This is a genomic window from Mesorhizobium sp. M0715 (assembly GCF_040320355.1).
In the GTDB taxonomy this organism is placed as follows: domain Bacteria; phylum Pseudomonadota; class Alphaproteobacteria; order Rhizobiales; family Rhizobiaceae; genus Mesorhizobium.
Window position 1 is genome coordinate 74,228 of record NZ_JAMYPL010000027.1, and the last position, 25,217, is coordinate 99,444.

22 protein-coding genes and 2 pseudogenes are annotated in these 25,217 nt (G+C 61.5%); 22 read left to right on the forward strand and 2 right to left on the reverse strand.

All coding sequences use genetic code 11. The annotated features are described in order from the left end of the window. The first annotated feature begins 133 nt into the window (after positions 1-133). From NKI21_RS26600 to NKI21_RS26700, 21 genes and pseudogenes are all read left to right on the forward strand, one after another. Positions 134-1,651 carry a hypothetical protein gene (locus tag NKI21_RS26600; RefSeq protein WP_502896779.1) on the forward strand — a complete coding sequence of 506 codons (1,518 nt, stop codon included), beginning with the start codon at positions 134-136 and terminating at the stop codon, positions 1,649-1,651. Beyond that, complete coding sequence (locus NKI21_RS26605; protein ID WP_352868205.1) at positions 1,648-2,550, forward strand: terpene synthase family protein; 903 nt, start codon at positions 1,648-1,650, stop codon at positions 2,548-2,550. The genes NKI21_RS26600 and NKI21_RS26605 overlap by 4 nt, the downstream gene beginning before the upstream one ends. 28 nt (positions 2,551-2,578) lie before the next feature. Then, on the forward strand, positions 2,579-3,682 hold the full coding sequence (gene fni / locus NKI21_RS26610; protein WP_502896780.1) for a type 2 isopentenyl-diphosphate Delta-isomerase: 1,104 nt from the start codon (positions 2,579-2,581) through the stop codon (positions 3,680-3,682). A gap of 535 nt (positions 3,683-4,217) precedes the next feature. Beyond that, complete coding sequence (locus NKI21_RS26615) at positions 4,218-4,544, forward strand: helix-turn-helix domain-containing protein (protein WP_352868208.1); 327 nt, start codon at positions 4,218-4,220, stop codon at positions 4,542-4,544. Continuing rightward, positions 4,519-5,775, forward strand: a complete 1,257-nt coding sequence (locus NKI21_RS26620; RefSeq protein WP_352868211.1) for a type II toxin-antitoxin system HipA family toxin — start codon at positions 4,519-4,521, stop codon at positions 5,773-5,775. The genes NKI21_RS26615 and NKI21_RS26620 overlap by 26 nt, the downstream gene beginning before the upstream one ends. A gap of 474 nt (positions 5,776-6,249) precedes the next feature. Beyond that, entirely contained in the window at positions 6,250-7,143 is an 894-nt protein-coding gene (gene nifH, locus NKI21_RS26625) for a nitrogenase iron protein (RefSeq protein ID WP_023706403.1), read from the forward strand. A 98-nt stretch (positions 7,144-7,241) separates the two neighbouring features. Continuing rightward, entirely contained in the window at positions 7,242-8,744 is a 1,503-nt protein-coding gene (nifD, locus tag NKI21_RS26630; RefSeq protein ID WP_352868214.1) for a nitrogenase molybdenum-iron protein alpha chain, read from the forward strand. 125 nt (positions 8,745-8,869) lie between these two features. Further along, a complete protein-coding gene (gene nifK / locus NKI21_RS26635; RefSeq protein WP_352868217.1) occupies positions 8,870-10,411 on the forward strand; it encodes a nitrogenase molybdenum-iron protein subunit beta in 1,542 nt (513 codons plus the stop codon). 56 nt (positions 10,412-10,467) lie between these two features. Further along, positions 10,468-11,958 carry a nitrogenase iron-molybdenum cofactor biosynthesis protein NifE gene (gene nifE / locus NKI21_RS26640; protein ID WP_352868220.1) on the forward strand — a complete coding sequence of 497 codons (1,491 nt, stop codon included), beginning with the start codon at positions 10,468-10,470 and terminating at the stop codon, positions 11,956-11,958. A 9-nt stretch (positions 11,959-11,967) separates the two neighbouring features. After that, a complete protein-coding gene (gene nifN / locus NKI21_RS26645; protein WP_352868223.1) occupies positions 11,968-13,350 on the forward strand; it encodes a nitrogenase iron-molybdenum cofactor biosynthesis protein NifN in 1,383 nt (460 codons plus the stop codon). Further along, positions 13,316-13,813 carry a nitrogen fixation protein NifX gene (gene nifX, locus NKI21_RS26650; protein ID WP_352555892.1) on the forward strand — a complete coding sequence of 166 codons (498 nt, stop codon included), beginning with the start codon at positions 13,316-13,318 and terminating at the stop codon, positions 13,811-13,813. Before nifN ends, nifX begins: the two co-directional genes overlap by 35 nt. A gap of 17 nt (positions 13,814-13,830) precedes the next feature. After that, on the forward strand, positions 13,831-14,310 hold the full coding sequence (locus NKI21_RS26655; RefSeq protein ID WP_352868226.1) for a NifX-associated nitrogen fixation protein: 480 nt from the start codon (positions 13,831-13,833) through the stop codon (positions 14,308-14,310). Between the two features lie 27 nt (positions 14,311-14,337). Next, the gene (locus NKI21_RS26660; protein WP_352868228.1) at positions 14,338-15,123 is read left to right on the forward strand and encodes a response regulator transcription factor; all 786 of its coding nucleotides are present in this window, start codon (positions 14,338-14,340) and stop codon (positions 15,121-15,123) included. 100 nt (positions 15,124-15,223) lie between these two features. Next, the gene (locus tag NKI21_RS26665) at positions 15,224-16,105 is read left to right on the forward strand and encodes a universal stress protein (protein WP_352868230.1); all 882 of its coding nucleotides are present in this window, start codon (positions 15,224-15,226) and stop codon (positions 16,103-16,105) included. A gap of 1,318 nt (positions 16,106-17,423) precedes the next feature. Continuing rightward, complete coding sequence (locus NKI21_RS26670) at positions 17,424-18,593, forward strand: TlpA disulfide reductase family protein (RefSeq protein ID WP_352868232.1); 1,170 nt, start codon at positions 17,424-17,426, stop codon at positions 18,591-18,593. 330 nt (positions 18,594-18,923) lie between these two features. After that, entirely contained in the window at positions 18,924-19,391 is a 468-nt protein-coding gene (locus NKI21_RS26675; protein WP_352868234.1) for a NifX-associated nitrogen fixation protein, read from the forward strand. Positions 19,392-19,416: 25 nt separating this feature from the next. After that, positions 19,417-19,620 (forward strand): CCE_0567 family metalloprotein, encoded by a 204-nt coding sequence (locus NKI21_RS26680; protein WP_023736355.1) that lies wholly within the window; start codon positions 19,417-19,419, stop codon positions 19,618-19,620. Further along, entirely contained in the window at positions 19,617-19,934 is a 318-nt protein-coding gene (fdxB, locus tag NKI21_RS26685) for a ferredoxin III, nif-specific (RefSeq protein ID WP_023736356.1), read from the forward strand. Before NKI21_RS26680 ends, fdxB begins: the two co-directional genes overlap by 4 nt. A gap of 41 nt (positions 19,935-19,975) precedes the next feature. Further along, complete coding sequence (locus NKI21_RS26690; RefSeq protein WP_352868257.1) at positions 19,976-20,284, forward strand: exopolysaccharide production repressor protein; 309 nt, start codon at positions 19,976-19,978, stop codon at positions 20,282-20,284. Between the two features lie 481 nt (positions 20,285-20,765). Next, positions 20,766-21,062 (forward strand): IS1096 element passenger TnpR family protein, encoded by a 297-nt coding sequence (locus NKI21_RS26695; RefSeq protein WP_352868239.1) that lies wholly within the window; start codon positions 20,766-20,768, stop codon positions 21,060-21,062. Between the two features lie 127 nt (positions 21,063-21,189). Continuing rightward, positions 21,190-21,496 (forward strand): annotated as a pseudogene (locus tag NKI21_RS26700) (OmpW/AlkL family protein); the annotation flags it as partial. A gap of 664 nt (positions 21,497-22,160) precedes the next feature. On the opposite strand, the gene NKI21_RS26705 reads toward NKI21_RS26700, so the two are convergent. Then, positions 22,161-22,376, reverse strand: a complete 216-nt coding sequence (locus NKI21_RS26705; protein WP_352868242.1) for a hypothetical protein — start codon at positions 22,374-22,376, stop codon at positions 22,161-22,163. A gap of 254 nt (positions 22,377-22,630) precedes the next feature. Here NKI21_RS26705 and NKI21_RS26710 point away from each other — a divergent pair, with 254 nt between their 5' ends. Next, complete coding sequence (locus tag NKI21_RS26710; RefSeq protein WP_502896778.1) at positions 22,631-23,101, forward strand: IS110 family transposase; 471 nt, start codon at positions 22,631-22,633, stop codon at positions 23,099-23,101. 1,375 nt (positions 23,102-24,476) lie between these two features. Here the strand turns inward: NKI21_RS26710 and NKI21_RS26715 are convergent. Next, a pseudogene (locus NKI21_RS26715) lies at positions 24,477-25,137 on the reverse strand (IS1380 family transposase); the annotation flags it as partial. Positions 25,138-25,217 lie beyond the last annotated feature (80 nt).

Consider the following 25,217-nt stretch of genomic DNA (forward strand, 5'->3'; position numbering starts at 1 on the left):
GCCGGCGGGCGCTGCATGCTGCACAGTGTCCGTGTCGGCGGCGACGTGCGCGGCGTCTGCCCGTTTCTGTTCTCGTTAGCCTTCTGCAGAAGGAACATCCCGCGTGAACTTGTCCGAACAGATCCTTTCCGAAATGCGCCACCTGCTGAGCGATATGAGCGACGGCGGCAGTGTCGGTCCGTCCGTCTACGATACGGCGCGAGCTCTGCAGTTCCACGGCAACGTCACCGGTCGGCAGGACGCATACGCGTGGCTCGTCGCGCAGCAACAGGCCGATGGCGGATGGGGAAGTGCGGACTTCCCGCTGTTTCGCCATGCGCCTACCTGGGCGGCGTTGCTGGCATTGCAGCGTGCCGATCCTCTTCCTGGCGCTGCCGACGCAGTCCACGCTGCAACCCGGTTCCTCGAGCGCCAGCCCGATCCCTACGCGCATGCGGTGCCGGAAGACGCGCCCATCGGCGCGGAGCTGATCCTGCAGCAGTTGTGCGACGAGGCCGCATCCTTGCTGGGTGGCGTGGCGTTTCCGCGCCACCCGGCGCTGTTGCCGTTGCGGCAAGCACGCCTGGCCAAGCTGGGGGCAGTTGCGACGTTGCCGAGCGGCCATCCATTGCTGCACTCCTGGGAAGCCTGGGGGACGTCGCCGGCCACCGCATGCCCGGACGACGACGGCAGCATTGGCATCAGTCCAGCGGCCACCGCCGCGTGGCGTGCGCACGCCGTGACACAGGGAAGAACGCCGCACGTCGGGCGCACCGACGGGTATCTGCAGGCTGCATCGCGGGCAACGCGCACCGGCATTGAAGGTGTCGTTCCCAACGTCTGGCCGATCAATGTGTTCGAGCCATGCTGGTCGCTGTACACCCTGCATCTGGCCGGTCTGTTCGCGCATCCCGCGCTCGCCGAGCCGGTGCAAGTGATCATCGCGCAACTCGACGCCCGCCTCGGAGTCCGCGGTCTGGGCCCTGCCTTGCACTTCGCGGCCGATGCGGACGACACCGCCGTTGCGTTGTGCGTCCTTCGCCTTGCAGGCCGCGACCCGGCGGCCGACGCGTTGCGCCAGTTCGACACCGGCGAGCTGTTCGTCACCTTCCCGGGCGAGCGCAATGCCTCGGTGTCGACCAACATCCATGCCCTGCATGCGTTGCGAATCTTGGGAAAACCCGCGGCCGGCACCAGCGCCTACGTCCAGGCCAATCGCAACGCCCACGGTGTATGGGACAACGAAAAATGGCACGTTTCGTGGCTGTATCCAACCGCGCATGCGGTCGCTGCGCTCGCGCAAGGCAACCCCCACTGGCGCGACGAGCGCGCGCTGGCCGGGCTGCTGCGGACGCAGCGCGACGACGGCGGCTGGGGCGCTGGTCGCGCGTCCACATTCGAGGAAACCGCGTATGCGCTGTTCGCGTTCCACGTGATGGACGGGAGCGAAGAGCCGGCAGGGCGCCGGAGCATTGCGCAGGCGGTGGCGCGTGCGCTCAAGTGGATGCTCGCCCGCCACGCAGCGCACGCACTGCCCCAGACACCGCTGTGGATCGGCAAGGAACTGTATTGCCCCACTCGGGTGGTGCGCGTGGCCGAACTCGCCGGGTTGTGGCTGGCGCTTCGTTGGGGGCGGCACGTCTCGGCCGAGGGAGCAGGAGCGGGGCCATGATCCAGACCGATCGCGCGCTGCAGCAGGTGCTGGAGTGGGGGCGTTCCCTGACCGGGTTCGCCGACGAGCATGCCATAGAAGCGGTCAAGGGCGGCCAGTACATCCTGCAGCGCATCCAGCCGAGCCTGCGCGACACCAGCGCCCGCACCGGCCGCGATCCGCTGGACGAAACGCTGATCGTGGCGTTCTATCGCGAACTGGCGCTGCTCTTCTGGCTCGACGATTGCAACGACCTTGACCTGATCGCGCCGGAGCAACTCGCCGCCGTGGAGCAGGCGCTGGCGCAAGGCGTGCGGTGTGTGCTCCCCGGATTCGAGGGCTGTGCTGTGCTGCGCGCTTCGCTCGCCGCGCTCGCCTACGATCGTCGCGACTATGCTCAGCTTCTCCACGATACCCGGTGCTACTGCGCGGCGCTGCGCGCCGGACACGCGCAGGCGGCAGGGGCGCAGCGCTGGTCGTACGCCGAGTACTTGCACAACGGCATCGATTCGATCGCCTACACGAACGTGTTCTGTTGCCTGTCCTTGCTGTGGGGGCTGGACATGGCGACCTTGCGCGCGCGTCCGGCGTTTCGCCAGGTTCTGCGGCTCATCTCCGCGATAGGGCGCTTGCAGAACGACCTGCATGGACGCGAAAAGGATAGATCGGCCGGCGAGGCCGACAACGCGGCGATCCTGCTGCTGCAGCGCTATCCCGCCATGCCTGTCGTGGAGTTCCTCAAGGACGAGTTGGCCGGCCACACACGCATGCTGCACCGGGTGATGGCGGAAGAACGTTTTCCCGCGCCGTGGGGACCGTTGATCGAGGCCATGGCGGCAGTCCGCGCGCAGTACTACGAGACCTCGACCAGCCGCTACCGCAGCGACGCTGCAGGCGGAGGCCAGCGTGCGCCGGCCTGAACGCGGGGGAAACGATGGCGTGCGCGCGCTGCCGTCGGTCCGACCCGACGCAACGCCGTCGCCCGATGACGCGGATGGAGCGAGCATCAGCGACACCAAGTTGAGCCGGCGCAAGGACGACCACCTGGACATCGTGCTGAATCGGCGAACGGCACGGGCCAAGGCCGCCGGCTGGGAGTACATCCGTTTCGAACACTGCGCATTGCCCGAGTTGGATCTGACGCAGATCGACCTCAGCGCCTCACTGCTGGGCAAGACCATGCGCGCGCCTCTGCTGATCAGCTCCATGACCGGCGGCATGCCACGCGCCGAGGCCATTAACCGCCATCTGAGCGAGGCAGCGCAAGCCTTGGGGATCGCCATGTGCGTCGGTTCGCAGCGCGTGAGCCTGCAATCGGGCAACTCCCAGGGGCTGACGCGCGCGCTGCGCCGCCTGGCCCCAGACGTTCCCTTGCTGGCCAATATCGGCGCCGCGCAACTGCGCCAGCCCGACGGCCTGGACCTCGCGCGCCGGGCGGTGGATGCACTGGAGGCCGATGGACTCATCGTCCATCTCAATCCGCTGCAGGAAGCGGTACAGCCGGAGGGCGACCGTGACTGGCGCGGCGTCCTGGCGCAGATCGCTCGCGCCGCGCGCAGCGTCGGCGTGCCGATCGTGGCCAAGGAAGTGGGGTCGGGCCTGTCCGCCTCGGTGGCCCGTGCGCTCGTCGAGGCGGGCGTGGCGGTGATCGATGTCGCCGGCGCCGGCGGCACCAGCTGGGCCGCGGTGGAGGGCGAGCGCGCCCCCGATGCCGCCGACCGCGCAGTGGCAATGGCATTCGCGGATTGGGGGATTGCGACCCCGGCCAGCGTGCAGGCGGTACGTCGGGCGATGCCAGCGGTGAAGCTGATCGCGTCGGGCGGGATCAGCGACGGCGTCGACGTGGCCAAGGCCATCCGCCTGGGCGCGGACATCGCCGGGCAGGCAGCCGGCGTGCTGCGCGCGGCTACGCAATCCAGCGAGGCCGTTGTCGCGCATTTCGAGATCGTTATCCGCCAGTTGGCCGTCGCCTGCTTCTGCACCGGCTCGGCTGATCTGGCGGCGTTGCGTCAGGCGCGCTTGTTGCCCTCGGCACATCTGCCCGCCGGTTGATTGCCGCCGTCGCGCGCCCGTGGCGGCGGGAGCCTAGTCTTCAGAAAGTCTCGGAAGCGGGGGATTTTCGCGCTGTGTTCGGGGGCTGCTTCGTGATCGGGGAGGCACCCCGCCATGCCCCTAACGGACAGCCGAGAGTAAAGCGGTATTCGACGGCTAAGTCGATGCTTGAGGGTCGGAACACCAGGTGCGGCGGGAGACCGGCAGGAGCAGATGGTACAAGGCCATTGCGATCAAGGAGTGGCGATCACATTGACCCCAGTCAGCGCGGCCGGCCGTATGAACGAGAAGAGACGAGCGATTTCAGCCGCCGGACCCCCTTGATTTAACATTCCGGTGATTTCGGAGCGCTGATCGGGCGTCAGCTTCGGACGGCGTCCACCGTCGGGGGCGCCAAAAGGCAGGATGATTGATCTTTTTACATATCATTTATCCGATGCATGATACGCGAACAGATCCTAACACGTTGACTCTATCGCTAGATAAGATACTCTGCCATATCATCTAGCATTGGAATGGATCGTTTACATATCATATGGATTCTCAATCGGAAGTTCTGCGCGAAATCGGTGGGCATTTCAGGCAGGCGAGGCTGGCCGCTGCGATGACGCAGGAGCAGGTCGCTGATTTGGCGGGTATATCCCGTCCCCGATATCGCGACATCGAAACGGGAGCCGCAGCCGCGCGTGCAACAACGCTCATGAATATCGCTCGCGCGCTCGGCCTGGAAATGATGCTGGTTCCGCAAGTCATGGTGCCAGCTGTCCAGGCTCTATTGCGTCCGCATGATGATGACGATCGACCCGCCTTTGTTTCTCAACCTGACGATGACGATCATGGCCCCAGTATTTCGCGCACCTAAGACGATCCCGTCGCTGGACGTGCTCTTGAACGCAGTGAAGATCGGCACGATCGTCAGGACGCCGGGCGATTTCAATGCATTCAACTTCGATGAGGCCTACCGCGCGACGGGCGGCTTTCCGGTTCTCAGCCTGTCGTTTCGGGCAGCGACGGGAGGATTGCGGAAAGATCCGAAGCCTGTGGCAAGCGCCTTGCCCGCTTTCTTCGCGAACCTCCTGCCGGAGGAGAAATTGCGGGAGGCGATGGAAAGGCACCACGAAGGCAATGTGCGGCCAGGCAATGACTTCGATCTTTTAGCGGCACTAGGCGCCGATCTGCCGGGAGCCGTACGGGCGTTGCCCAGTGACGGCGCGATAGCGGTTTCGCAGGATGCTTCAAAGGATCAGCCCAAGGCACGGTTCTCGCTTGCCGGCGTGCAGATGAAGCTGTCGGTCATGAAGAACATTGGAAAAGGCGGCGGCCTTACCTTGCCGATGGACGACGAGCAGGGCCGGTACATTGCCAAGTTCCCTTCGACGGCCTTTCCGGGCGTTTCCGAGAACGAATTCGCTAACCTGGCGCTGGCAGCAGCAATCGGCATGGACGTTCCTGAATGCGAACTGGTCGAGAAGTCCGATTTTGAGGGCGTTCCCGAAGAATTCAACACGCTGTCTGACGGCAAGGTCCTTCTCGTCAAACGCTTCGATCGCGGCGCCGGTGGCGAGAGGATACACATCGAGGATTTCGCTCAGGTCTTCGGTGTCTACCCTTCGCGCAAATATGAGGGGGCTGCTTATCACGACATAGCCTTGGCTCTTGGCGTGGCCGTCTCGCCTACGGCGGCTCTCGAGTTCGTCCGCCGCCTGGCACTGACCGTCATCACCGGCAATGGCGACATGCACCTGAAGAACTGGTCTTTGATCTATCCAGGTAAGGGCGACAAGCCGGCGCTTGCACCAATCTACGACCTCCTATCCACCGTGCCATATATTCCCGCCGACGCCATGGCGCTGTCGCTTGGAGGAGAGCGCTCGTTCAAGGCGCTGGCAGCACCGCGATGGAAAGCATTTGCGAACCGTGCACGGCTTCCGGAGCCAGCAGTCCTGAGGGCAGTGGTCGAGACGGTCAAACTCGTCAACGAACACTGGTGGCATCTGCCTGAGCGCGACCTTGTCGCAGCGAAAGTGCTCGAGCGGATCGACGGACATGTGAAGGCGATGACGCCGATACTGAACTCCTGCGCCGAGAAGTGAACCGAGTCCCTCGGGTTGATATAGCGGAACTATTCGCCCGTGGCCCCGGATGAGTGGCCGTGGATCGGTGGTATGCTAGGATCGCGCGCAAAGTGGGCGGAGTGTCCACTTGCACACGCGTTGAGCAAGCACGTTAGCTCGCGGGCACAGAAGAGTTCGCAGCATCCCGCAGAGGGTCGAGATGCTGTTCGTCCACCTCAATTCAACGATGCGGTTCAACCAAATGCGGTGACTGAGGATCGCGATCCGACGCTTTGTGTCGCCAATGTCGCGTCCGCTACACGGGCTGTTCCGACGATCCTTTCTTGGAACTCAAGCTAAACCCCTGAAAAACCAGTATGAAATTATTCTTCGGTTGGATCAGCCAAATTGGCATGAGTCTTGAGATCCTTAGGTGCGAGGCGGCTAGAGCTGCCCGACCGGCATTCAAGTCGCGGCAGCCGCGATGAATGGGAACGAAGGAAGGAAAGCTACATGTCAGGTTTGCGTCAGATCGCCTTTTACGGCAAGGGCGGCATCGGCAAGTCCACCACCTCCCAAAATACGCTCGCAGCCCTGGTCGACCTCGGGCAGAGAATCCTCATCGTCGGCTGCGACCCCAAAGCCGACTCCACCCGCCTGATCCTGAACGCGAAGGCGCAGGATACGGTCCTGCATCTCGCGGCAGAGGAAGGTTCGGTGGAAGACCTGGAACTCGCGGACGTGCTCAAGGTCGGCTACAAAGGCATCAAATGCGTGGAGTCGGGCGGACCCGAGCCAGGTGTCGGCTGCGCCGGCCGCGGCGTGATCACCTCGATCAACTTCCTCGAGGAGAACGGCGCCTACGACGATGTCGACTATGTCTCCTACGACGTGCTCGGGGATGTGGTGTGTGGCGGTTTCGCGATGCCGATCCGCGAGAACAAGGCCCAGGAAATCTATATCGTCATGTCCGGCGAGATGATGGCGCTCTATGCCGCCAACAACATCGCCAAGGGCATCCTGAAATACGCCCATTCGGGCGGCGTGCGGCTCGGCGGCCTGATTTGCAACGAGCGCCAAACCGACCGCGAGCTCGACCTCGCCGAAGCGCTGGCTTCCAGGCTCAATTCCAAGCTTATCCACTTCGTGCCGCGCGACAACATCGTCCAGCACGCCGAGCTCAGGAAGATGTCTGTGATCCAATATGCGCCGGATTCCAAGCAGGCGGGGGAATACAGGGCGCTGGCCGAGAAGATCCATGGGAATTCGGGCCAGGGCACCATCCCGACCCCGATCACCATGGAGGAGCTCGAGGACATGCTGCTCGACTTCGGCATCATGAAGACGGACGAGCAGATGCTTGCCGAGCTTCAGGTCAAGGAAGCGGCTAAGGCGGCCGCACAGTAGCGACCGCTGCCGACATGAGGCGCCGCCTGACCTGGTGCGTCTTTCAAAGAACGGCGCCTCGTCGGTGAGGCGTCACCCTGAACCTTGAAAGGGGTCCCATGAGCCTGGAATACGAGAATGACGGTGGCCTCCATGCGAGGCTTATCGAGGAAGTGCTGTCGCAATATCCTGACAAGTCGGCGAAGCGCCGCAAAAAGCACCTCAGCGTCGCAAAGAGCGGCGACGAGGCTGGCGCGGAAAGCGAGGTCCTTTCCGAATGCGAGGTAAAATCGAACATCAAGTCCATCCCCGGCGTGATGACAATTCGCGGCTGCGCCTATGCCGGCTCGAAAGGCGTGGTGTGGGGTCCAGTCAAGGATATGGTCCATATCTCGCACGGCCCGGTCGGCTGCGGGCAATATTCCTGGTCTCAACGCCGCAACTACTACGTCGGCACGACCGGCATCGACACGTTCGTCACCATGCAGTTCACCTCCGATTTCCAGGAGAAGGACATTGTTTTCGGCGGCGACAAGAAGCTGGAACGGATCATCGACGAGATCGAGGAACTGTTTCCGCTGAACAAGGGCATGACTGTGCAATCCGAATGCCCGATCGGCCTGATTGGCGACGACACCGAAGCTGTGTCCCGCAACAAGGCCAAGGAGCACGAGAAGACAATCGTGCCGGTGCGCTGCGAGGGCTTCCGCGGCGTCTCGCAATCCCTCGGCCACCACATCGCCAACGACGCGATCCGCGACTGGGTGTTCGAGAAGAAGGAAGTGGAGTTCGAGTCCGGCCCGTACGATGTCAATGTGGTCGGCGACTACAATATCGGCGGCGACGCTTGGGCTTCGCGCATCCTGCTTGAGGAGATGGGCCTGCGCGTGGTCGGCAACTGGTCGGGCGACGCTACGCTGGCCGAAATAGAGCGGGCGCCAAAGGCGAAGCTAAATCTCATCCATTGCTACAGGTCGATGAACTACATCTGCCGGCACATGGAGGAAAAGTATGGCATCGCCTGGATGGAGTACAATTTCTTCGGCCCCTCCCAGACTGAAGCCTCTCTGCGCAAGATAGCCAAGCACTTCGGGCCGGAAATCGAGGCCAAGGCCGAGGCGGTCATCGCCAAATACCGGCCGTTGGTCGATGCCGTAATCGCCAAGTACCGGCCGCGCCTCGAAGGCAGGACGGTGATGCTCTATGTCGGCGGGCTGCGCCCCCGTCACGTCGTCACGGCATATGAGGACCTGGGCATGGTGATCGTCGGCACTGGCTACGAATTTGGCCATAACGACGACTATCAGCGCACCGGCCACTACGTGAAGAAGGGCACCCTGATCTATGACGACGTGACTGGTTACGAGCTGGAGAAGTTCATCGAAGGGATCCGTCCTGATCTCGTGGGCTCCGGCATCAAAGAAAAGTACCCGGTCCAGAAGATGGGCATACCGTTCCGTCAAATGCATTCCTGGGATTATTCCGGCCCGTATCACGGCTACGACGGCTTCGCCATCTTCGCCCGCGATATGGATCTGGCCATCAACAACCCGGTCTGGAACCTCTACGACGCCCCCTGGAAGAAAAAAGCCGAGCCGTCGGCGGCGATCGCAGCTGAATGAAAACCTGGCCTCCCGGAAGCCGGCAGGCCGTGAACGCCTGTGGCCTTTGTCCGCGGGAGACCTGAAAACGTTTCGACGTCCCTGTGCCGCCCTATGGCGGGCCAGATGGAAAGAGGTAACCACCCATGCCGCAGTCGGCTGAAAAAGTTCTCGACCACGCGCCCCTGTTCCGCGAGCCGGAATACAGGCAGATGCTCGCCGAGAAGAGGCTGAATTTCGAATGTCCTCACCCGGACCAGATCGTTACCGACCAAGGCGAATTCACCAAGACGTGGGAATACCGCGAAAAGAACCTTGCTCGCGAAGCGCTTGTCGTGAACCCCGCCAAGGCCTGCCAGCCGCTCGGCGCGGTGTTCGCGGCCGCAGGCTTCGAGCGAACCATGTCCTTCGTCCACGGCAGCCAGGGCTGCGTCGCCTATTACCGCTCGCACCTGTCGCGCCATTTCAAGGAGCCTGCTTCGGCGGTTTCCTCCTCGATGACCGAGGACGCGGCAGTGTTCGGCGGCCTGAAGAACCTGGTCGACGGGCTCGCCAACACGTACCAACTCTACGACCCGAAGATGATCGCCGTCTCGACCACTTGTATGGCGGAGGTCATTGGCGACGATCTGCACAGCTTCATCGAGAACGCCAAGGACGAAGGCTCGGTCCCGCGCGACTTCGACGTCCCCTTCGCCCATACGCCGGCCTTCGTCGGCAGTCATGTCGATGGCTACGACGTCACGCTCAAGGGGATTTTGGAGCATTTCTGGAAAGGCGAGGAGCGAACGGAAGCCGAGGGGACCATCAACATCATTCCGGGTTTCGACGGGTTCTGTGTTGGCAACAACCGGGAACTAAAGCGCCTGCTCGATCTGCTGGGCGTCTCCTATACCTTCATCCAAGACGCCTCTGACCAGTTCGACACGCCGTCGGACGGCGAATACCGCATGTACGACGGCGGCACGAAGATCGAAGACGTGAAGAAAGCACTCAACGCCGAGGCGACACTTTCGCTACAGCATTACAACACCCGAAAAACACTGGAGTATTGCGAGGGGGTAGGGCAGGCGACTGCCTCGTTTCATTACCCGCTCGGAGTCCAGGCGACCGACGACTTCCTGATGGAGGTCTCCGCGATTTCCGGCAAGCAAATCCCCGAGGCAATCCGCCTCGAGCGCGGCCGACTTGTTGACGCCATGGCGGACAGCCAATCCTGGCTGCACGGTAAGAAATACGCCATCTACGGCGATCCGGACTTTGTCTATGCCATGGCCCGCTTCATCATGGAAACGGGCGGCGAGCCCACCCATTGCCTCGCCACCAACGGCACCTCCGCATGGGAAGCGGAGTTGAAGGAACTGCTTGCATCATCGCCCTTCGGCAACGGTGCTCAAGTCTGGGCGGGCAAGGACCTCTGGGCGATGCGCTCGCTGCTCTTCACCGAGCCGGTGGACCTGCTGATCGGCAACTCCTATGGCAAGTATCTGGAGCGCGACACGGGCACGCCGCTGATCCGGCTGACGTTTCCGATCTTCGACCGCCACCATCACCATCGGTTTGCGCTTATGGGCTACCAAGGCGGGTTGCGCGTCCTGACGACGATCCTCGACAAGATCTTCGACAAGCTCGATCGCGAGACAAGCGAGACGGGCGTGACGGACTATTCGTATGACCTCACCCGCTAAGCGTGACGGTCGGCTTTGGCCGGTCGTCTTCCCGAGGGACTTTGGAGACCGACGCAATGTCCTTGCTCAGAGCCAAAATCCAGGATGTCTTCAATGAGCCTGCCTGCGAGAAGAACCGCGGCAAGAATGCCACGGCGCGCAAAAACGGCTGTTCGAAGCCACTGACCCCCGGGGCGGCGGCCGGCGGCTGTGCCTTTGATGGCGCCAAGATCGTGCTGCAGCCGATCACCGACGTTGCGCATTTGATCCATGCGCCGCTCGCCTGCGAGGGCAATACCTGGGACAACCGCGGTGCGGCTTCGTCCGGGCCAACGCTGTGGCGCACAAGCTTCACGACCGACCTCACCGAACTCGACGTGGTGATGGGGCAGGGCGAGCGGAAGCTCTTCAAAGCGATCCGCGAGATCAAGGAAGCGTATGGGCCGCCGGCGATCTTCGTCTATTCGACCTGCGTGACGGCGCTGATCGGCGACGACATCGAGGCTGTCTGCAAGCGCGCGGCGGAAAAGTTCGGCTTGGCCGTTGTACCGGTCAATGCGCCGGGCTTCGTCGGCTCCAAGAATCTTGGCAACAAGCTTGCCGGCGAGGCGTTGCTCGATCATGTCATCGGCACGGTCGAGCCCGACGATGCCGGCCCTTACGACATCAACATTCTTGGCGAATTCAACCTCTCGGGCGAATTCTGGCTGGTGAAGCCGCTGCTGGATCGGCTCGGCATCCGGGTGCGCGCCTGCATTCCGGGCGACGCGCGTTACTTCGACATTGCCTGCGCGCACCGCGCCCGGGCGGCTATGATGGTGTGCTCGACCGCGCTCATCAATCTGGCCCGCAAGATGGAGCAGCGCTGGGACATCCCGTTTTTCGAGGGCTCCTTCTACGGCATCACCGACACCTCGGAAGCGCTCCGACAGATCTCTCAGTTGCTCGTGAAGAAGGGTGCCGATCCGGAGATCCTCGGCCGCACCGAGGCGTTGATTGCAGAGGAGGAGGCGATCGCCTGGAAGAAGCTCGCCGCCTACCGGCCGAGGCTCGAAGGCAAGCGCGTGCTGCTCAACACCGGCGGTGTGAAGTCCTGGTCGGTCGTCCATGCGCTGATGGAGATCGGCATCGAGATCGTCGGCACCTCTGTCAAGAAGTCGACCGTCGAAGACAAGGAGCGCATCAAGCAGATCCTCAAGGATGACAACCACATGTTCGAGCAGATGGCTCCCCGCGAGCTTTACGCCATGCTCTCGGAACACAAGGCCGATATCATGCTGTCGGGCGGGCGCACGCAGTTCATCGCCCTGAAGGCCAAGACACCCTGGCTCGATATCAACCAGGAGCGCCAACACCCTTACGCCGGCTATGACGGCATGGTGGAACTCGTACGCCAGATCGACATCGCCATTCACAACCCGATCTGGGGGCAGGTGCGCGAGCCGGCACCATGGGATTGCCAGCCTGCGGTGAGGGAGGAACGGCCGCGCACGAAAAGCGAGACCGCGACCTTGCATGCTGTCCAGGAATTCGCCGGCACGACGGCCGGTGATTTCGGCGAGTGTTGAGGAGAGCCGATGGTCCGCATCCTTCCCCAGACCAAAGCGGCGGCGGTCAATCCGCTGAAGTCATCGCAGCCCTTGGGTGCCGCCTTGGCCTTTCTTGGCGTCGACGGCGCGATGCCGTTGTTCCACGGCAGCCAGGGCTGCACCAGTTTCGCGCTCGTGCTCTTCGTGCGGCATTTCAAGGAAGCCATCCCCCTGCAGACAACGGCGATGGACGAGGTGGCGACGATCCTCGGCGGGGCAGACCATCTGGAAGAGGCGATCCTCAACCTGAAGGCCCGCACAAAGCCCACACTGATCGGGGTCTGCACGACGGCGCTGGTGGAAACCCGGGGCGAAGACTGCGCAGGCGATATCGCCAATATCAGGCTGAAGCGCAGGGAAGAACTCGCGGGTACGGAGGTGGTGCTAGCCAACACACCGGATTTCGATGGCGCGATCGAAGAGGGCTGGGCCAAGGCTGTCACCGCGATGATCGAAAGGATTACGCGGCCCGGCGAGCAGGCGCGGCAGTCGAAGAAGATCGTGATCCTGCCTGGCTGGAACCTCACTGTGGCTGATATCGAGCATTTGCGTGAGATGGTTGAAAGCTTTGGACTGAAGCCGGTGATTCTGCCGGACGTCTCCGGCTCGCTCGACGGTACGGTGCCCGACGGGTGGGTCACGACCACCTATGGCGGCACCAGCGTCGAGGATATCCGCGAGCTTGGCATGGCTGTGCAATGCGTCGCGATCGGGGAGCATATGCGCCGCCCGGCCGAGCTGCTGCAGAGGTTGACCGGCGTGCCTTACGTGCTGTTCCGGTCGCTGACTGGATTGAAGGACGCCGACCGGTTCGTCTCGCTGTTATCCGCGGTTTCGGGCGCGGCGGCGCCGGCTGGCGTGCGCCGTCGCCGGGCGCAGTTGCAGGACGCGTTACTCGACGGACATTTCCACTTTGGAGGCAAGAAAATTGCGATCGCTGCTGAACCAGACCAACTCTACCAACTCGCGAGCTTCTTCATCGGAATGGGCTCCGAAATCGCGGCGGCGGTCACAACGGCCGCTATGTCGAAAATTCTGGAGGAAGTACCGGCGCAGTCAGTTCAAATTGGCGATCTCGGCGATTTGGAAGCTCTTGGCGCCGGCGCTGATCTTTTCGTTACTCATTCCCACGGCCGCCAGGCGGCGCAGCGCCTCGGCATTCCGCTCATGCGGGTCGGCTTCCCGATCTTCGACCGGCTCGGCAGCCAGCACAAGCTCACAATCCTCTACCAGGGGACCCGCGACCTGATCTTCGAGGTTGCCGGCATTTTTGAAGCCAACCGGCACGCGCCAACGCCTGAAGCGCTTGATCCACTCCGTAAGCGAGAAATGCCAGATGAGCTCCGTCCGTCGCCTCTCGCTCGTCACTGACGAGGTTCACGCACCGACGCCGGAACGCCAAGCCGGCGCATTGCGCGTGGCAATGGCCACGCAGGACATGAAGAACATCAACGCCCATTTCGGCTCGGCCAGGCGCTTTGCTGTCTACGACGTGATGCGCGAGGAGTGGAATCTCGTGGAAGCCGTGGCCTTTGACGACGTTTCCGACGAGAGCGGGAAGCACCGAACTGAGGGCGATGACCGCATCACCCCGAAGGTGGAGGCGCTGAAGGGCTGTCATCTCCTGTTTTGTCTGGCGATCGGCGGACCTTCGGCAGCCAAACTTGTTTCCGCAAAGATCCATCCGATCAAAGTCCCGCAGCCCCAGACCATCCAAGAGGTGCTGTTGCGCACGCAGATGATGCTCAGGACGTGTCCTCCCCCTTGGCTGCGCAAGGTGCTGGCGCAGGCAGGTGTCGCTGAACAGAAACCCTCCTTCGAGGACGAGGGCTGAATTGAGGAGTAGCCGAAATGTTTGAAGCCGCTGTTAGCCCTGCCGCCACCGAGGACGAGGCGGCCCTTGCCACCCCGTTCGTCAAATGCCTCGTGCGGTTGATCCGTGCCAATGATTCCCACGGGTCATGGGAAGGCAAATCGGACCCCGAGCTGCTGGGCGACTTCATCATCACCAGCGAACAGCGCCGTGCAATTCCAATCATCGGCGATCCCGATCCGGACGTGCTGTGGAGGCTCGATAAGTTCTACACCGCCGTCGGGCTTGCGATTGAGGAGCGCACGGGCCTGATGGCATCGCCGATGATGGAGATGAGCCATGAGGGCTTCGGGCGCGTGCTCTTCACAGCCGGGCGGTTGGTCGTTCTGTCAAAGACCCTGCGCGACGTCCACCGGTTCGGTTTCGAGACGTTCTGGAAGCTCGCCGCGGCCGGTACCAAACTGGCCGGCGATGCCACCGCAGCCATTGAGGCTCATCCCGAGGTGGCGCGGGCGTGATGCAACCGACTTTCGATCGAGGGGATCATGTCAGGTCTTGAGGACATGCGGTGGCCAGCCCTCTCAATTGAGGTGGCCCAGGCCGATATGGTTCTTGGGGTAGCGCTGATGAAGCCAGGGGTACTGATCTGTTCGCAAGATGCGGAGTTGTATCTGTATTACAGCCACATTCTGGGGGTGGATGGCTTCAGGATTGAACTGGCCAGAAGCGTGGAGGAAGCGCTGGCATTAGCCAGTGAACGGGAGCCGCAGGCCGTGGTGCTGGACTGCCAGCCGGCAAGCTCGACAGGGTCTACCATCTGTGCCCAGCTCAAGGCGGAGTTCCGGAACAGAGGCCTGCTGGTTATTGCGCTGATCGCGCCCGGCGCCGAAAACCAGCAGCTCGATCTCTTGAAGGCAGGTATTGACGAGAGCTTTGTGCGGCCCTTCACGCCGGCGATGCTGCTCGACTATCTACGCACGAAGCTGGCGCTACCGAAGCCGGGTTCAAACGGGATCGAAAATGGCAGCTGGCTCTGCTGCGGCAGCCTTGAGATGAAGCTCGATGCCCACCGAGTTCGCGGCAATGGCCACGACATCCACCTCGGACCTCTCGAATTCAACCTGCTGCGGCAATTTCTTGAGGCTCCCGGCAAGGTCTTCAGCCGAGACGAGCTGATCGACGCGGCCTGGCCGGACAATATCCATGTCGGTGAACGCACTGTCGACGTCCATATCAGCCGGATCAGAAAGGCGCTGAAGGCTGCCTCGCCAGGTAGCGTCATTCGTACTGTCAGGTCTGCCGGCTACTCGCTCGAGAAGCTGGACGACTGAATCGCGAACGGATGGTGTGCCACTCTCCGTCTTCGTTGGAAGGCAAGTCTTGCGGTTCGAAACGCGCTACGGGCCCGACATCTCAGGGGGAAGCAGTCAGATGGCCTTCAAGAAAATACTCAGTGTGACGGGAGCTGACCATTCCGATCAGGACGTCGCAATAGCTGCTCGCTTGTGCGCCGAGGTCGGCGCGTATCTTTCCGTACTGATTATATCGCCTCCGCCGCTCCTGATGTCGCCTCCGCTTATTGGGTCCCCTCCGCCGTTGGGCGGTGGCATCCCCGAGTGGTCTAGACATCGCGCACACCACATTGCCGCACAGGAACAATTTTCACAGGAGATGGCCAACCTGGAAAAGACATGCAGGGAAATTCACAAAGTGCTGAGAGCCACGTGGCGCTGCTATGATGTCGACACCGAACACTGCGACAAGGCTGGCGTGGGTGACGCGGTGCGACAGCGGGCGCTCTGCACCGACCTGACAATCGTCGGCCCCGCACTTCTCAATGAGACTAGTCTCGGACCCCTTGTTATCAACGGCAGCTTGTTCGACACGGGAAAGCCGGTGCTTGTCGTACCGGAGGGCGCTGAGGCGACTCTGTCTCCACGGCGCGTGCTGGTCGGCTGGGATTCGCGAGTCGAGGCGTCCCGTTCGATTCGAGAAGCGCTGCATCTGCTAGCCGGTGCTGAGGAAGTTCGTGTCGCAGTCGTCGATCCGGAGGCGACCTGCACCGGAAACGGCGCCGAGCCGGGAGCCGACATCGCTGCCTATCTCACTCGGCACGGTGCTCGGGTTTGGGTCGACCGGCTGGCGAGCCGCGGCAAACCGGTGGCCAAGGTGCTAGCGCAGCACGCAATCGACACGTCTGCCGACGTGATCGTCATGGGCGCTTATGGCAGCCGCTGGTTGCGCGAGCGGCTCTCCGGTAGCGTGATAAGATGGATAGTTGGCACGCCTTTGCCGCTGTTTTTGGCCCGCTGACGGGTTCTGAAGTAGCACCGATGCTGTTCAAAGCTCTACTCCGCTGGCCACCTACCCTGATACCAAGTCGGAGGAAGGTCGCCGCAAACGAGCAGGTTTCGCGAAGCTCATGAGCAACTTGCAAGCGCCGTCGCGAAGAACATTCCCCGGACGCCTCTAACGCGCTCGGTGTCTGCTCGCCGAGACAACCCGTAACGCGCAGACAAACGGCCGGGCAGAAGCCCAGGCGCCCTCAATGCGCTCAAAACACCGATACTCGAGCCGGCGTCAGGTCGAGAAAGGGAGTCGTTTCAGCGCGGCAGGCCGCGTTCGGACCGTAGCCTCATCGTATTGGCGTCATCGCGATTTCCTTCACCACTGTCCGGGAACTGAACACGGCAACGACCGTGCAGCGGCCAAGGCACCGATCTTCGAGTCCGACGGTCGGGCTCTTGCCGGCCCTCGGCGCGAAATGGCATCAATCACGTGTCATCGCCTGGGATGGTAGCCGGGTTAGCGGCGAGGGCGGCCGCATCTTCGACGTTTTCAGTCTGCCCGGCCCACCGCTGGCGACCACGCGGCCCTGAGGCCGGCCAATTCCGACAACGCTCACATTCGCACCAGGTGGCCCCTGTAGGGCTTGCGCACAGGGACACAGAACAACAAAAGTAGGATCCGGGAGAGTTCACCGGCCCGGCACATGCCGGCAGATCCCGGCTCTCTTCGGGCCGATCACCTCCTCGATCTGGCGTTATTCGCGACACGCAGCCGGACATGACCGGCTTCGTCGTGAAACTCTGGCGTTGCGAGCCAGGAATTCAAGCGCAAAGCGGAAGAGGTAGGGCAGAACCGATGCTCGGATGGAGCGGCCCCTGCAATCGCAAATGGCGAGATCGCTACCGCCTCCGGACCGGAACGGCAAGACGCTCAAGCCGGTGGCGTGAAGCGGAGGATCATGACGAGCCTGAGGACACCCATCGGCCTCGTCCCTCGGCCCGAATGCATATTGAGTCGTCCGCGCCACGCTTTTCTGCCGACGCGAAGCGGGTGATGCGTGTCCAAGACCTGACAGCGGCAGAAAACGTGTCGCGTCCAATACAACCGGCTATCTTGGGCATCCCGAAAGTTTTTTAAGTATAATCAAGCATTTAGTGTGCGCTGAGCGCGTTGGTACGGCCTTTGCGAATTGAGAGTCAGCAACACTGAGTGAAGGCTGACTGCACGCAGATGCGCAAGACGAGCGATGCTCTCCATTCTTGAACCCTCGTGGCCCGTCTAAAAGGGGGAACAAGCTTGCGCATAAGGTCACGCAATTTTTGGCAACAGCTTTGGAGACAACATGGTACTGCAGATGGGGTCACCGGCTCCTTCGATCAAAATGGAGGACTGGCTGCGTGGCGAGCCCCTTGCGGACTTCCAGCCCGGCAAAGTCTATATCGTCGAATTTTGGGCAACTTGGTGCGAACTATGCATGGCGGAGATGCTCGATCTGATGCGGCTCCAGGAGAAATACAGGGACAGCGGACTTGAGGTCCTCGGGATCGCGGCTGATGAAGAAGCTCGAACGGCCGTCGAGGCCCGGACCAAGTTGGATGCGTGGTTGGCCGAAAAGTGCCCGGATCTGAATCATCGGATTGCGTTCGACTTCACAGGCGAAATGAAGAAGCTTTGGAGGGAACCCAGCTTTTGCGTCGGGGTTCCGACCTCGTTCGTGGTCGACCGAGACGGCTGCATCGCCTTTATCGGTCATCCGAGCCAACTCGATGAGGTTTTGCCGAAAGTGCTCAACGGCAGCTGGCGTACCAGCAACAAAGCGAAAGCGGCCGATCAGGAGCGGATCGCAACAAGCGAACCCCTGGCGCGCGGACAAGCGTTGAAGAAGCCGATCGATGACAGGTTCTGGGCGGCGGTGAAGTTGGAAGATTGGAAGACGGCGCTCTGGGCTATCGAAGAGGGCATTGCCTTGATGCCGGACGACCTCAATTTCCGCCTGGCCCATGCACATCTGTTGCTTCACAAAATACAAGACATGTGGACCGGCTTGCCCGTGATGCGCCAATTGGTTCGCGACGCGATCGACAAAAATTCCGAGGATTGGATGGTTTCGGCGCTAGACCAGCTTTTCCATCCGGCCAATGACCATTCGCGCCTTCCCCCTGCTGAGCGCTTCGCGATGGGCAAGGAGCTGTCCGAACACATCCTGGCGCTGAATCCCCCGCAAGGCGACAGTCCCAAGTTCCGATCTTATCCCGCGGTCGCCCGGTACTATCACGAGAACGGCAACAATGATCGCGCGATCGAGTTGGTCGAACTGGCACTGACGTCGCTGGACGGTCCGGAGCCTATCCCGGCCGAATTGAAAGAGCAGCATCTGCCGGATTTGCTGCAGGCCCTCGCCAAGTACAGGGGTGCGAAGGCTTGTTGCTGCGCTCTCTTTGCCGCTGCGCAAAACAGTTTCCCGAAGGTGCCAAAGCGCGGTCGGCCGAGGAAGAAAGATAAAAAAGGGTAATTGGTCGAAAGGGCTTACTGGCCACTTCGTCCATTTCCCTGGCGTGACCGCAGCAAGGAGGTCCATGCAGCAATTGGTCGATCGTTTGCAGCAGGATCGAGGCTCGAATCTTCATGGCCTCCCGCATTGCGGCGGAAGCGATGTTCGACGCGAATTCGCGTGGAAGACTTCGCAGTCGAGGACGGGTTCAAGGTCGGCCCGAGGGACATCAATTGCGTGGAATCAGCGGGGCCGAGCCATGCGTCGGCTGCGCAAGTGTGCCCGAAGTAGGCGTCCCAGAAAACAGACATCGTGCTTCGAGGAAGAGGACTGAAATGAGGAGAAGGCGAAATGTCTGATGCCGCGGTCAGCCCGGCTGTCAACGAGGACGAGGCGGCTCTTGCCACCCCGTTCGTCAAATGCCTGGTGCGGCTGATCCGTGCTCAAGCCTTCTGCTCATGGGAAGGCAAATCGGACGCCGAACTGCTGGGCGACTTCATCATCACCAGAAAACAGCGCCATGCGATGCCCATCATCGGCGATCCCGATCCGGACGTGCTGTGGAGGCTCGATATGTTCTACACGGCCGTCGGGCTTGCGATCGAGGAGCGCTCCGGCCTGATGACATCGCCAATGATGGAGATGAAAACCCATGGGGGCTTCGGACGATTGCTTTTCACGGTCGGGCAGCTCTCGTTCTGTCCAGACGTCCATCGGTTCGGCTTCGATAAGTTCCGGCAACTCGCGGAGGCCGGTACGAAACTGGTCGACGATGCGACTGCAGCCACTGAAGCCTATCGCGACGTGGCACGGGCGTGAAGACACCGATTTCGAGGAAGGATCTATGTCAAAGCTGGATGAGATGGGAACGAAAGTCCGAAAGCTTCAGCTGCGCGCGGCAATTGCCAAGATGAAATTGCGCGACCTTGCAGAGGATCTCCCGGGAAAATGGACCGAGATAGAGGAAGTTGCCGAGGGAGCGTCGGCCGTTTTTGCCGAGTTGGATGGTGCCAGGAGAGAGCTCGCTGCCATGAAGAAGTTACGATGAGGAGCACATTCACCACCCGCGACGGCTCCGGATGGATGCCGGAATATCTCACCGCTATAGACGGCACGACCTGCATCGGCTGCGGCCGCTGTTTCAAAGTCTGCTCGCGCGAGGTCATGCATCTTTACGGCGTCGATGACGCGGGTGAAATCCTCGGCGCCTGCGACGGCGAAGACGACGATTTCGATGGCGAGCTCAATCGCATGATCATGGTCGTCGACCATCCCGGCCGCTGCATTGGCTGCGGAGCCTGCGCCCGCGTCTGCCCGAAGAACTGCCAGACCCATGTTGCGGCCGACCAGGTCGGAGCATGATCTGAGGAGACAAAACCAGGAGAACGCCGTTGCCCTTTAGAATGTTTTGCCGCGTCCTGGGGCTGGTGCTGTGCAGCACCGCTCTGACCGTCTACTTCGATTCTCATTCCATCGGCACAGTAGTCCTCACGTCGCTGGCGTGTTCGCTGCTCCTTCAGCTGGCGTATTTCGCAAGCGTGCTCTTTCTGATCTGGCGGTCTGGCTTGGTTAGCCGAGCTGGCCAAAGGGCTGAGGATTTCGGCAGTTGCAAGGAAGTTGGATCCCAGCCGCCAGACCATGATGAGGTGATGAGTGAATCTGCAGATTTGCTCCAAAGTCAAATGCTAACCATATCGCTGCTGCTCCCTTGATGCGCGGCCGTGACAAGATCAGAGCTCGGATTCCCGCCACTTTCGATGAACCAAGGACATTGGGCTGATCGTTCAACAACAGGTGTGCTTGACTTGGGCGGAGGTGACCGCATCCCGGGACGTCTAATGGCGCGAGATGCAGCTGTTTGGGTTGCGCAGACATAATAGCCGTCGCAGCACGCCGGCCTGCGGGTTGCTTCGTCTCGATGACAACGCGAGGCGCTGGAAATAATGATGGGGTCCTGCTGCAAGCTACGCAAGCGCGTCGCTGTCTTTCAGGAACTGCCCGATCAGCCTCGTCACCCAACGTGCGACAACGCAGCTGGCTTCAAAGTCAGCGCCTGAAATCCGCCATGACAGAAGCCTGCGACCTTGATCTTCCGAGCCTCTCTTCGGGCACGGCTTTATCGGGAAATCGAGGTGTCGAGTTCGAGCACGCTGGCGGATTTGGCCGAAGCCATCGTAGCGGCTTGGCTTTGACATGGACCACGCCTACGGCTTCTATTCAAAACTGACGGGAAAGCTGTTGGACTCGCCCCAGCGGTTCGAACTCTTCGCCGACATAGAGGGGAGCGGCTCTCGCAGCGTGAAGGGCACGCGCGTCGCCCCAGCCTTCCAGAAGGTGGACTCGGCAATAACCTTCTTGTACGACTACGGTGACGAGTGGCGCTTCCGCGTTGAAGTTATTGGGCAGGCGCAGCCCGATGCCAATTACCCGAGGATCATCAACAAGATCGGCAAGGCTCCCCCGCAGTACCCGGACATCGACGACGAGTGACGACCCCACCGTGCCGCATCGAGGGGGCAAGGGGGGGTAATTACCTCGTCGTCCTTATGGGGGCCACTCAGCAGGCTTTGGCGGCAGACCCTGTGCACCTTACATCGCACAGGACCAAAGGACGGTGGAGGCGCCGAGCCCGTGGCAGATCCGCCTGCGCGCGCTGGGAGTGAAAACCAACGATTCAGGTTACTTCGGCGGGATTGCCGGTTTCAATCTCTCCTATTCAGACACCGTGACCCCGGAATTCGAAATCTCCTTTTTCTTTACTGAAAACATCGCCGCCGAACTCATACTCGACACTACCCATGTCAACGTCAACGGCACCGGAGCGATCGGAACATTGGGGAACGTCGGCAGGGTATTGGGTGCTGCCGCCCATGATCACGCTGCAGTATCATATTACCCGCTTCGGGGCCTTCCGACCCTATGTCAGGGTGTGCACCTAACCGATTTCGAAAGCGGACGAAACGCCCTTTGAAAGATTCAAGGACAGACCTGATCCCGTTGAAGCTGATTGCTCAGCCGAAGCCGTCCGATATGTGCCGCTACCTGATCTGCAGGTGCTGGTCCCGGCACCGACTATTCGACGCCTTGGCCGGCCTTCTCCCTCGCCAATGGTCGTGTGAACGAGTTGAGATCGCTGAAGCGGGGGCTGGCAGCGAGCCTGGCGATCGGCGACACCGGGGTCGCTGCTTCTTCGTGCCCACCTCACGCCCTCATCGGTTGACATGGCCGTCACACTTCTTCCGCTGGAAACGCGTGTCGACGAACCAGGCGAAATGCCCGTCCCTCGGTCATGGCCTCACTGTTGAGGCAGATCGAGCCGGCATGGGGTCGAGGCGGCCACATAAGGCTGCCCCTGAGTTCGACCCCGTCGCTTGTGAGGAATGTCTTCGTCGATAAATGGAGGGACCTTCGCTCCGGCGCGACCGAGCCAGGCTTCGTGAACAGATTCGCCATGAGCCGCTTTTGCTGTGCGACTCTGTCGGTTTCGGGCCGAGCCATTCATAGATCAGAAACTGCATCGGCTTGCCTGTGCGGCAGGCGGCGTTCGCAGATCATGCGCGGATCTCTGGCTGGCTGGACATGAGCGGCTTAGCCGCCCGGGAAGGGAGCACCTGGGTAGAGCACTATCGGCTCGAACTCTTCTTTGCCGACGACGCCGGAGGCCATCGCGGCAGCAACGTCGAGGAGGAGAATGCGGTAACGCTGATGACGGTGTGCCCGCATTATCGGAGATGACCACGCATCATCGAACCCCCAAGCGCCGGCCAGCCGATCTCCGAGGCCCAGAGCAAGCTGCTCGATCATCTTTCGCCGACGAGCACACGCCGCCATCCTGCATGAGGACCTTGTCCGGCTAATCCGATCGGAGTGGCGGAGCTTGGGCGAGTATCGGGTTCAGGCGCGCGATCCTCCACCGGGCAATATCGTGACGTGGCGGGCTTACTCCGCCTCGTAGGCATGGCACTCGGCGCGGTCAGCGGAGGCGTATGGCCGTCGAAAACTATGCCGGAGAGTGATCCTCCTTTCCCGGGCCGATGATCGGCTGTTTCAACGAGGTCGTGCTTTCCATCCGCGAAGACCATCGCTCCGTGGCGAGCGAGCCGGAGGCGTTGATTGCTTGGTTTGGTTTGCTTGGCTTTGGCCTGGTGCGGATCGAGCTGGAAGCCGGGCCGCTGTCACAGTGGCTCTTTGCGGCGATGCGAGAAGCAGGACTGGCGGTCGAGCTTCTGGAGACGCGGCATGTGCGGGATGCCTTTAAGGCGATGCCGGTGAAGTCGGATCGCAACGACGCGCGCGGGATCGCGCAACTGATGCGGCTTGGCTGGTTCCTGCCGGTGCATTGCAAGTCGATTGCCGCGCAGGAGGTGCGAGCGGTGCTGACGGCGCGCAAGCTCGTTCAATCGAAGCTGCGGGATGTCGAGAACAGCCTGCGTGGCATTTTGCGCGGCTTTGGGCTGAAGGTCGGCAAGACAACGCCGCGCGACTTGCTTGCCGCATCCGTGAACTGGGGGCTGGCCATCCGAATCTGAAGACGGTGGCCACGGTGCTGCTTTCTGTGCACACCGTGCTACTGCGCGAGTTCCAGGCTCTCGAGAAAAAGGTCGCGCGCTGGTGCGCCTTGATGCCAAGGCCAGACGGCTGATGTCGACGCCGGGAGTCGGTTCGATCGTCAGGCGGGCGTCCGAACGGCGTTGCGCAGTCAGACCCACCACGCGGAAATCCGGTCGTTTGGTGGGGCCTCAGGTGCTGACCGATACTGCTCGGAACCGAAATCGCCGGAACGCTCAAATGTTGGTGTTTCAGGCGTTACCGGGCGCTTACTATTGGGCAGCCTATTTCCGAACTTTCCTGGTCGCGACTTCCGGCTCAAGGACTGGCGACATCGCCTTGATGGACGGCCGGTTTCGTTCACAGAGCCACCCCACAATCAGGGAATGAAAGGCGGTCGAGTGCTGTGTCGGATTGCTCGGCCGGCTGTTGTTCTCTGGTTGACCAGAAGTTGAATGCTGCAGCGACCGACCAGCTTCCGCGGACAGTCAAGAGTCAACAATCTTCGTAACGGGCGGCCCGCCACGAAAGCCACGTCGCAGCCTCATCGAAAACGCGTTGTTCGTTGTCAGTCGTGCTTGCGTCGTCGTATACCTCGCTCCATCGAAAGGCGCCTGCGCGCTTTCGACTCCACTTGATGATCCTGGATCGCGTCTTACCGGCTTCAAAATTCCTGGTTCAGGGGAGCCATAAGCGACCAGGGACAATCAAAATTAGGGCAAAGCAGATAATAGACGAATAACTGCTCAGATCGAGTAACGCCATCGGTCTGGTCGAGAAAATGGTTGAATTCTACCGGAACCGCCTCTCCGACCCGCTCGGGGAGATTCATCGAGGGCCCCAAAGAATACCGATCAGATACTTTGGTTGCCAGTCCTCGAAGTTGAGCGACAGCATTTGTCGGCGAGCGTTCCATAGTCTCTGCTCCGCAGCCATTCGCACCGGACGTTGTCACCGGCGCACAAGCAGCTGGGCGTAAGGTTGCGGCACTGCGCGCCATCCTCTGCAGGCCGGCAACGGTAAAGTTCTACCACATCGTTGCTGCTTTAAGAGTTATTGAAACGCAAAATTACGCTTCGCCAACGTTATACGAGTGCAACATACGAAATACACTTTTAACCGCACGTTTCGTAGGGGGGTCTCTCAATTAGTTTCGGGAGCCCGTGCGGGTTTTGGCCTAGCCCGCTTCTCTCACCGAATTTAGCGCCAGGCTCCGTTGTGACGCGGCGCGGCCACTGGCCTGGCTGTGGAGGTCGAAGACGGGCGCGATCAGCGCCGCGGTGTTGCGACGGTCGGGTTCTTCAGCAATGTATCCTCTGTTGTTGTGAGAAGGGTTGAGGTCCGGCGGCGTCGCAGAGCCGCGGCACCTATTCGGGCGTGAGCCAGGGCGAACTCCTCGGCATAGGGACACGCTGAGGCCATCGCCACCTTGATGCGACGAACCGAGACGCGCACCTGTGCGCCGATCTTCAGCAGTTTCAATCTGATCGTGCCGCAGCTGGCGTTGGCGAGCCGGGTATGGGCAAGACCGAGGCGACGCAAGGCGCAGATCAGGACATACGCAAACGAGGCGAACCACAGCCGCAGCTGATTGGCGCGCATGGTGTTGGCACTGGTACGATCGGCGTAGAGGTCGAGCTGGCATTCCTTGATGCGGTTCTCCATGTCGCCGCGGGCGCAGTAGAGCTCCTCGTAAAGCGCCCGTGCCGCCCAGCGCTCCGGCTTGAGTGACGTCACGATGAAGCGCGGATTGGCGCCCTGCGTCGTCCATTCGGCCTTGGCCACGACCCGCCAGCGGCGTGACCAGCTGTCTTTTGTCGTCGCGGAAGACCCGGGCAGCCTTGCCGCTTTTCTTGGAAACCAGACAGGTTTCCTCGATGGCCGGGGCGATCTTGGTTTCCAGCCGTTCGTTGCGGGCGAGCCCGAAGACGTAGTCGACGCGGTTGATCTCGCACCAGGCCATCAGTTCCTCGCGCGCAAAGCCGGAATCAGCGCGCAGGATAATGTGGACCCTAGGAGCCCGTCCAGATAGGTCATTGCTACGGGCACTTGTTGCACGATAGCCGGCTCAGGCGGGCTTTGCGAGGGTGAACAGCT

Bases quoted from the DNA above. Each gene is read 5' to 3' on its own strand.
- NKI21_RS26600 (WP_502896779.1), top strand. From the start codon at position 134: ATGCGCCACCTGCTGAGCGATATGAGCGACGGCGGCAGTGTCGGTCCG.
- nifX (WP_352555892.1), top strand. From the start codon at position 13,316: ATGAGCTCCGTCCGTCGCCTCTCGCTCGTCACTGACGAGGTTCACGCA.
- nifE (WP_352868220.1), top strand. From the start codon at position 10,468: ATGTCCTTGCTCAGAGCCAAAATCCAGGATGTCTTCAATGAGCCTGCC.
- NKI21_RS26705 (WP_352868242.1), bottom strand. From the start codon at position 22,376: ATGATCGAGCAGCTTGCTCTGGGCCTCGGAGATCGGCTGGCCGGCGCT.
- NKI21_RS26655 (WP_352868226.1), top strand. From the start codon at position 13,831: ATGTTTGAAGCCGCTGTTAGCCCTGCCGCCACCGAGGACGAGGCGGCC.
- NKI21_RS26620 (WP_352868211.1), top strand. From the start codon at position 4,519: ATGGCCCCAGTATTTCGCGCACCTAAGACGATCCCGTCGCTGGACGTG.
- fdxB (WP_023736356.1), top strand. From the start codon at position 19,617: ATGAGGAGCACATTCACCACCCGCGACGGCTCCGGATGGATGCCGGAA.
- NKI21_RS26680 (WP_023736355.1), top strand. From the start codon at position 19,417: ATGTCAAAGCTGGATGAGATGGGAACGAAAGTCCGAAAGCTTCAGCTG.
- NKI21_RS26670 (WP_352868232.1), top strand. From the start codon at position 17,424: ATGGTACTGCAGATGGGGTCACCGGCTCCTTCGATCAAAATGGAGGAC.
- NKI21_RS26660 (WP_352868228.1), top strand. From the start codon at position 14,338: ATGTCAGGTCTTGAGGACATGCGGTGGCCAGCCCTCTCAATTGAGGTG.
- NKI21_RS26695 (WP_352868239.1), top strand. From the start codon at position 20,766: ATGGACCACGCCTACGGCTTCTATTCAAAACTGACGGGAAAGCTGTTG.
- nifD (WP_352868214.1), top strand. From the start codon at position 7,242: ATGAGCCTGGAATACGAGAATGACGGTGGCCTCCATGCGAGGCTTATC.
- NKI21_RS26675 (WP_352868234.1), top strand. From the start codon at position 18,924: ATGTCTGATGCCGCGGTCAGCCCGGCTGTCAACGAGGACGAGGCGGCT.
- NKI21_RS26615 (WP_352868208.1), top strand. From the start codon at position 4,218: ATGGATTCTCAATCGGAAGTTCTGCGCGAAATCGGTGGGCATTTCAGG.
- NKI21_RS26605 (WP_352868205.1), top strand. From the start codon at position 1,648: ATGATCCAGACCGATCGCGCGCTGCAGCAGGTGCTGGAGTGGGGGCGT.
- nifN (WP_352868223.1), top strand. From the start codon at position 11,968: ATGGTCCGCATCCTTCCCCAGACCAAAGCGGCGGCGGTCAATCCGCTG.
- NKI21_RS26690 (WP_352868257.1), top strand. From the start codon at position 19,976: ATGTTTTGCCGCGTCCTGGGGCTGGTGCTGTGCAGCACCGCTCTGACC.
- nifK (WP_352868217.1), top strand. From the start codon at position 8,870: ATGCCGCAGTCGGCTGAAAAAGTTCTCGACCACGCGCCCCTGTTCCGC.
- nifH (WP_023706403.1), top strand. From the start codon at position 6,250: ATGTCAGGTTTGCGTCAGATCGCCTTTTACGGCAAGGGCGGCATCGGC.
- NKI21_RS26665 (WP_352868230.1), top strand. From the start codon at position 15,224: ATGGCCTTCAAGAAAATACTCAGTGTGACGGGAGCTGACCATTCCGAT.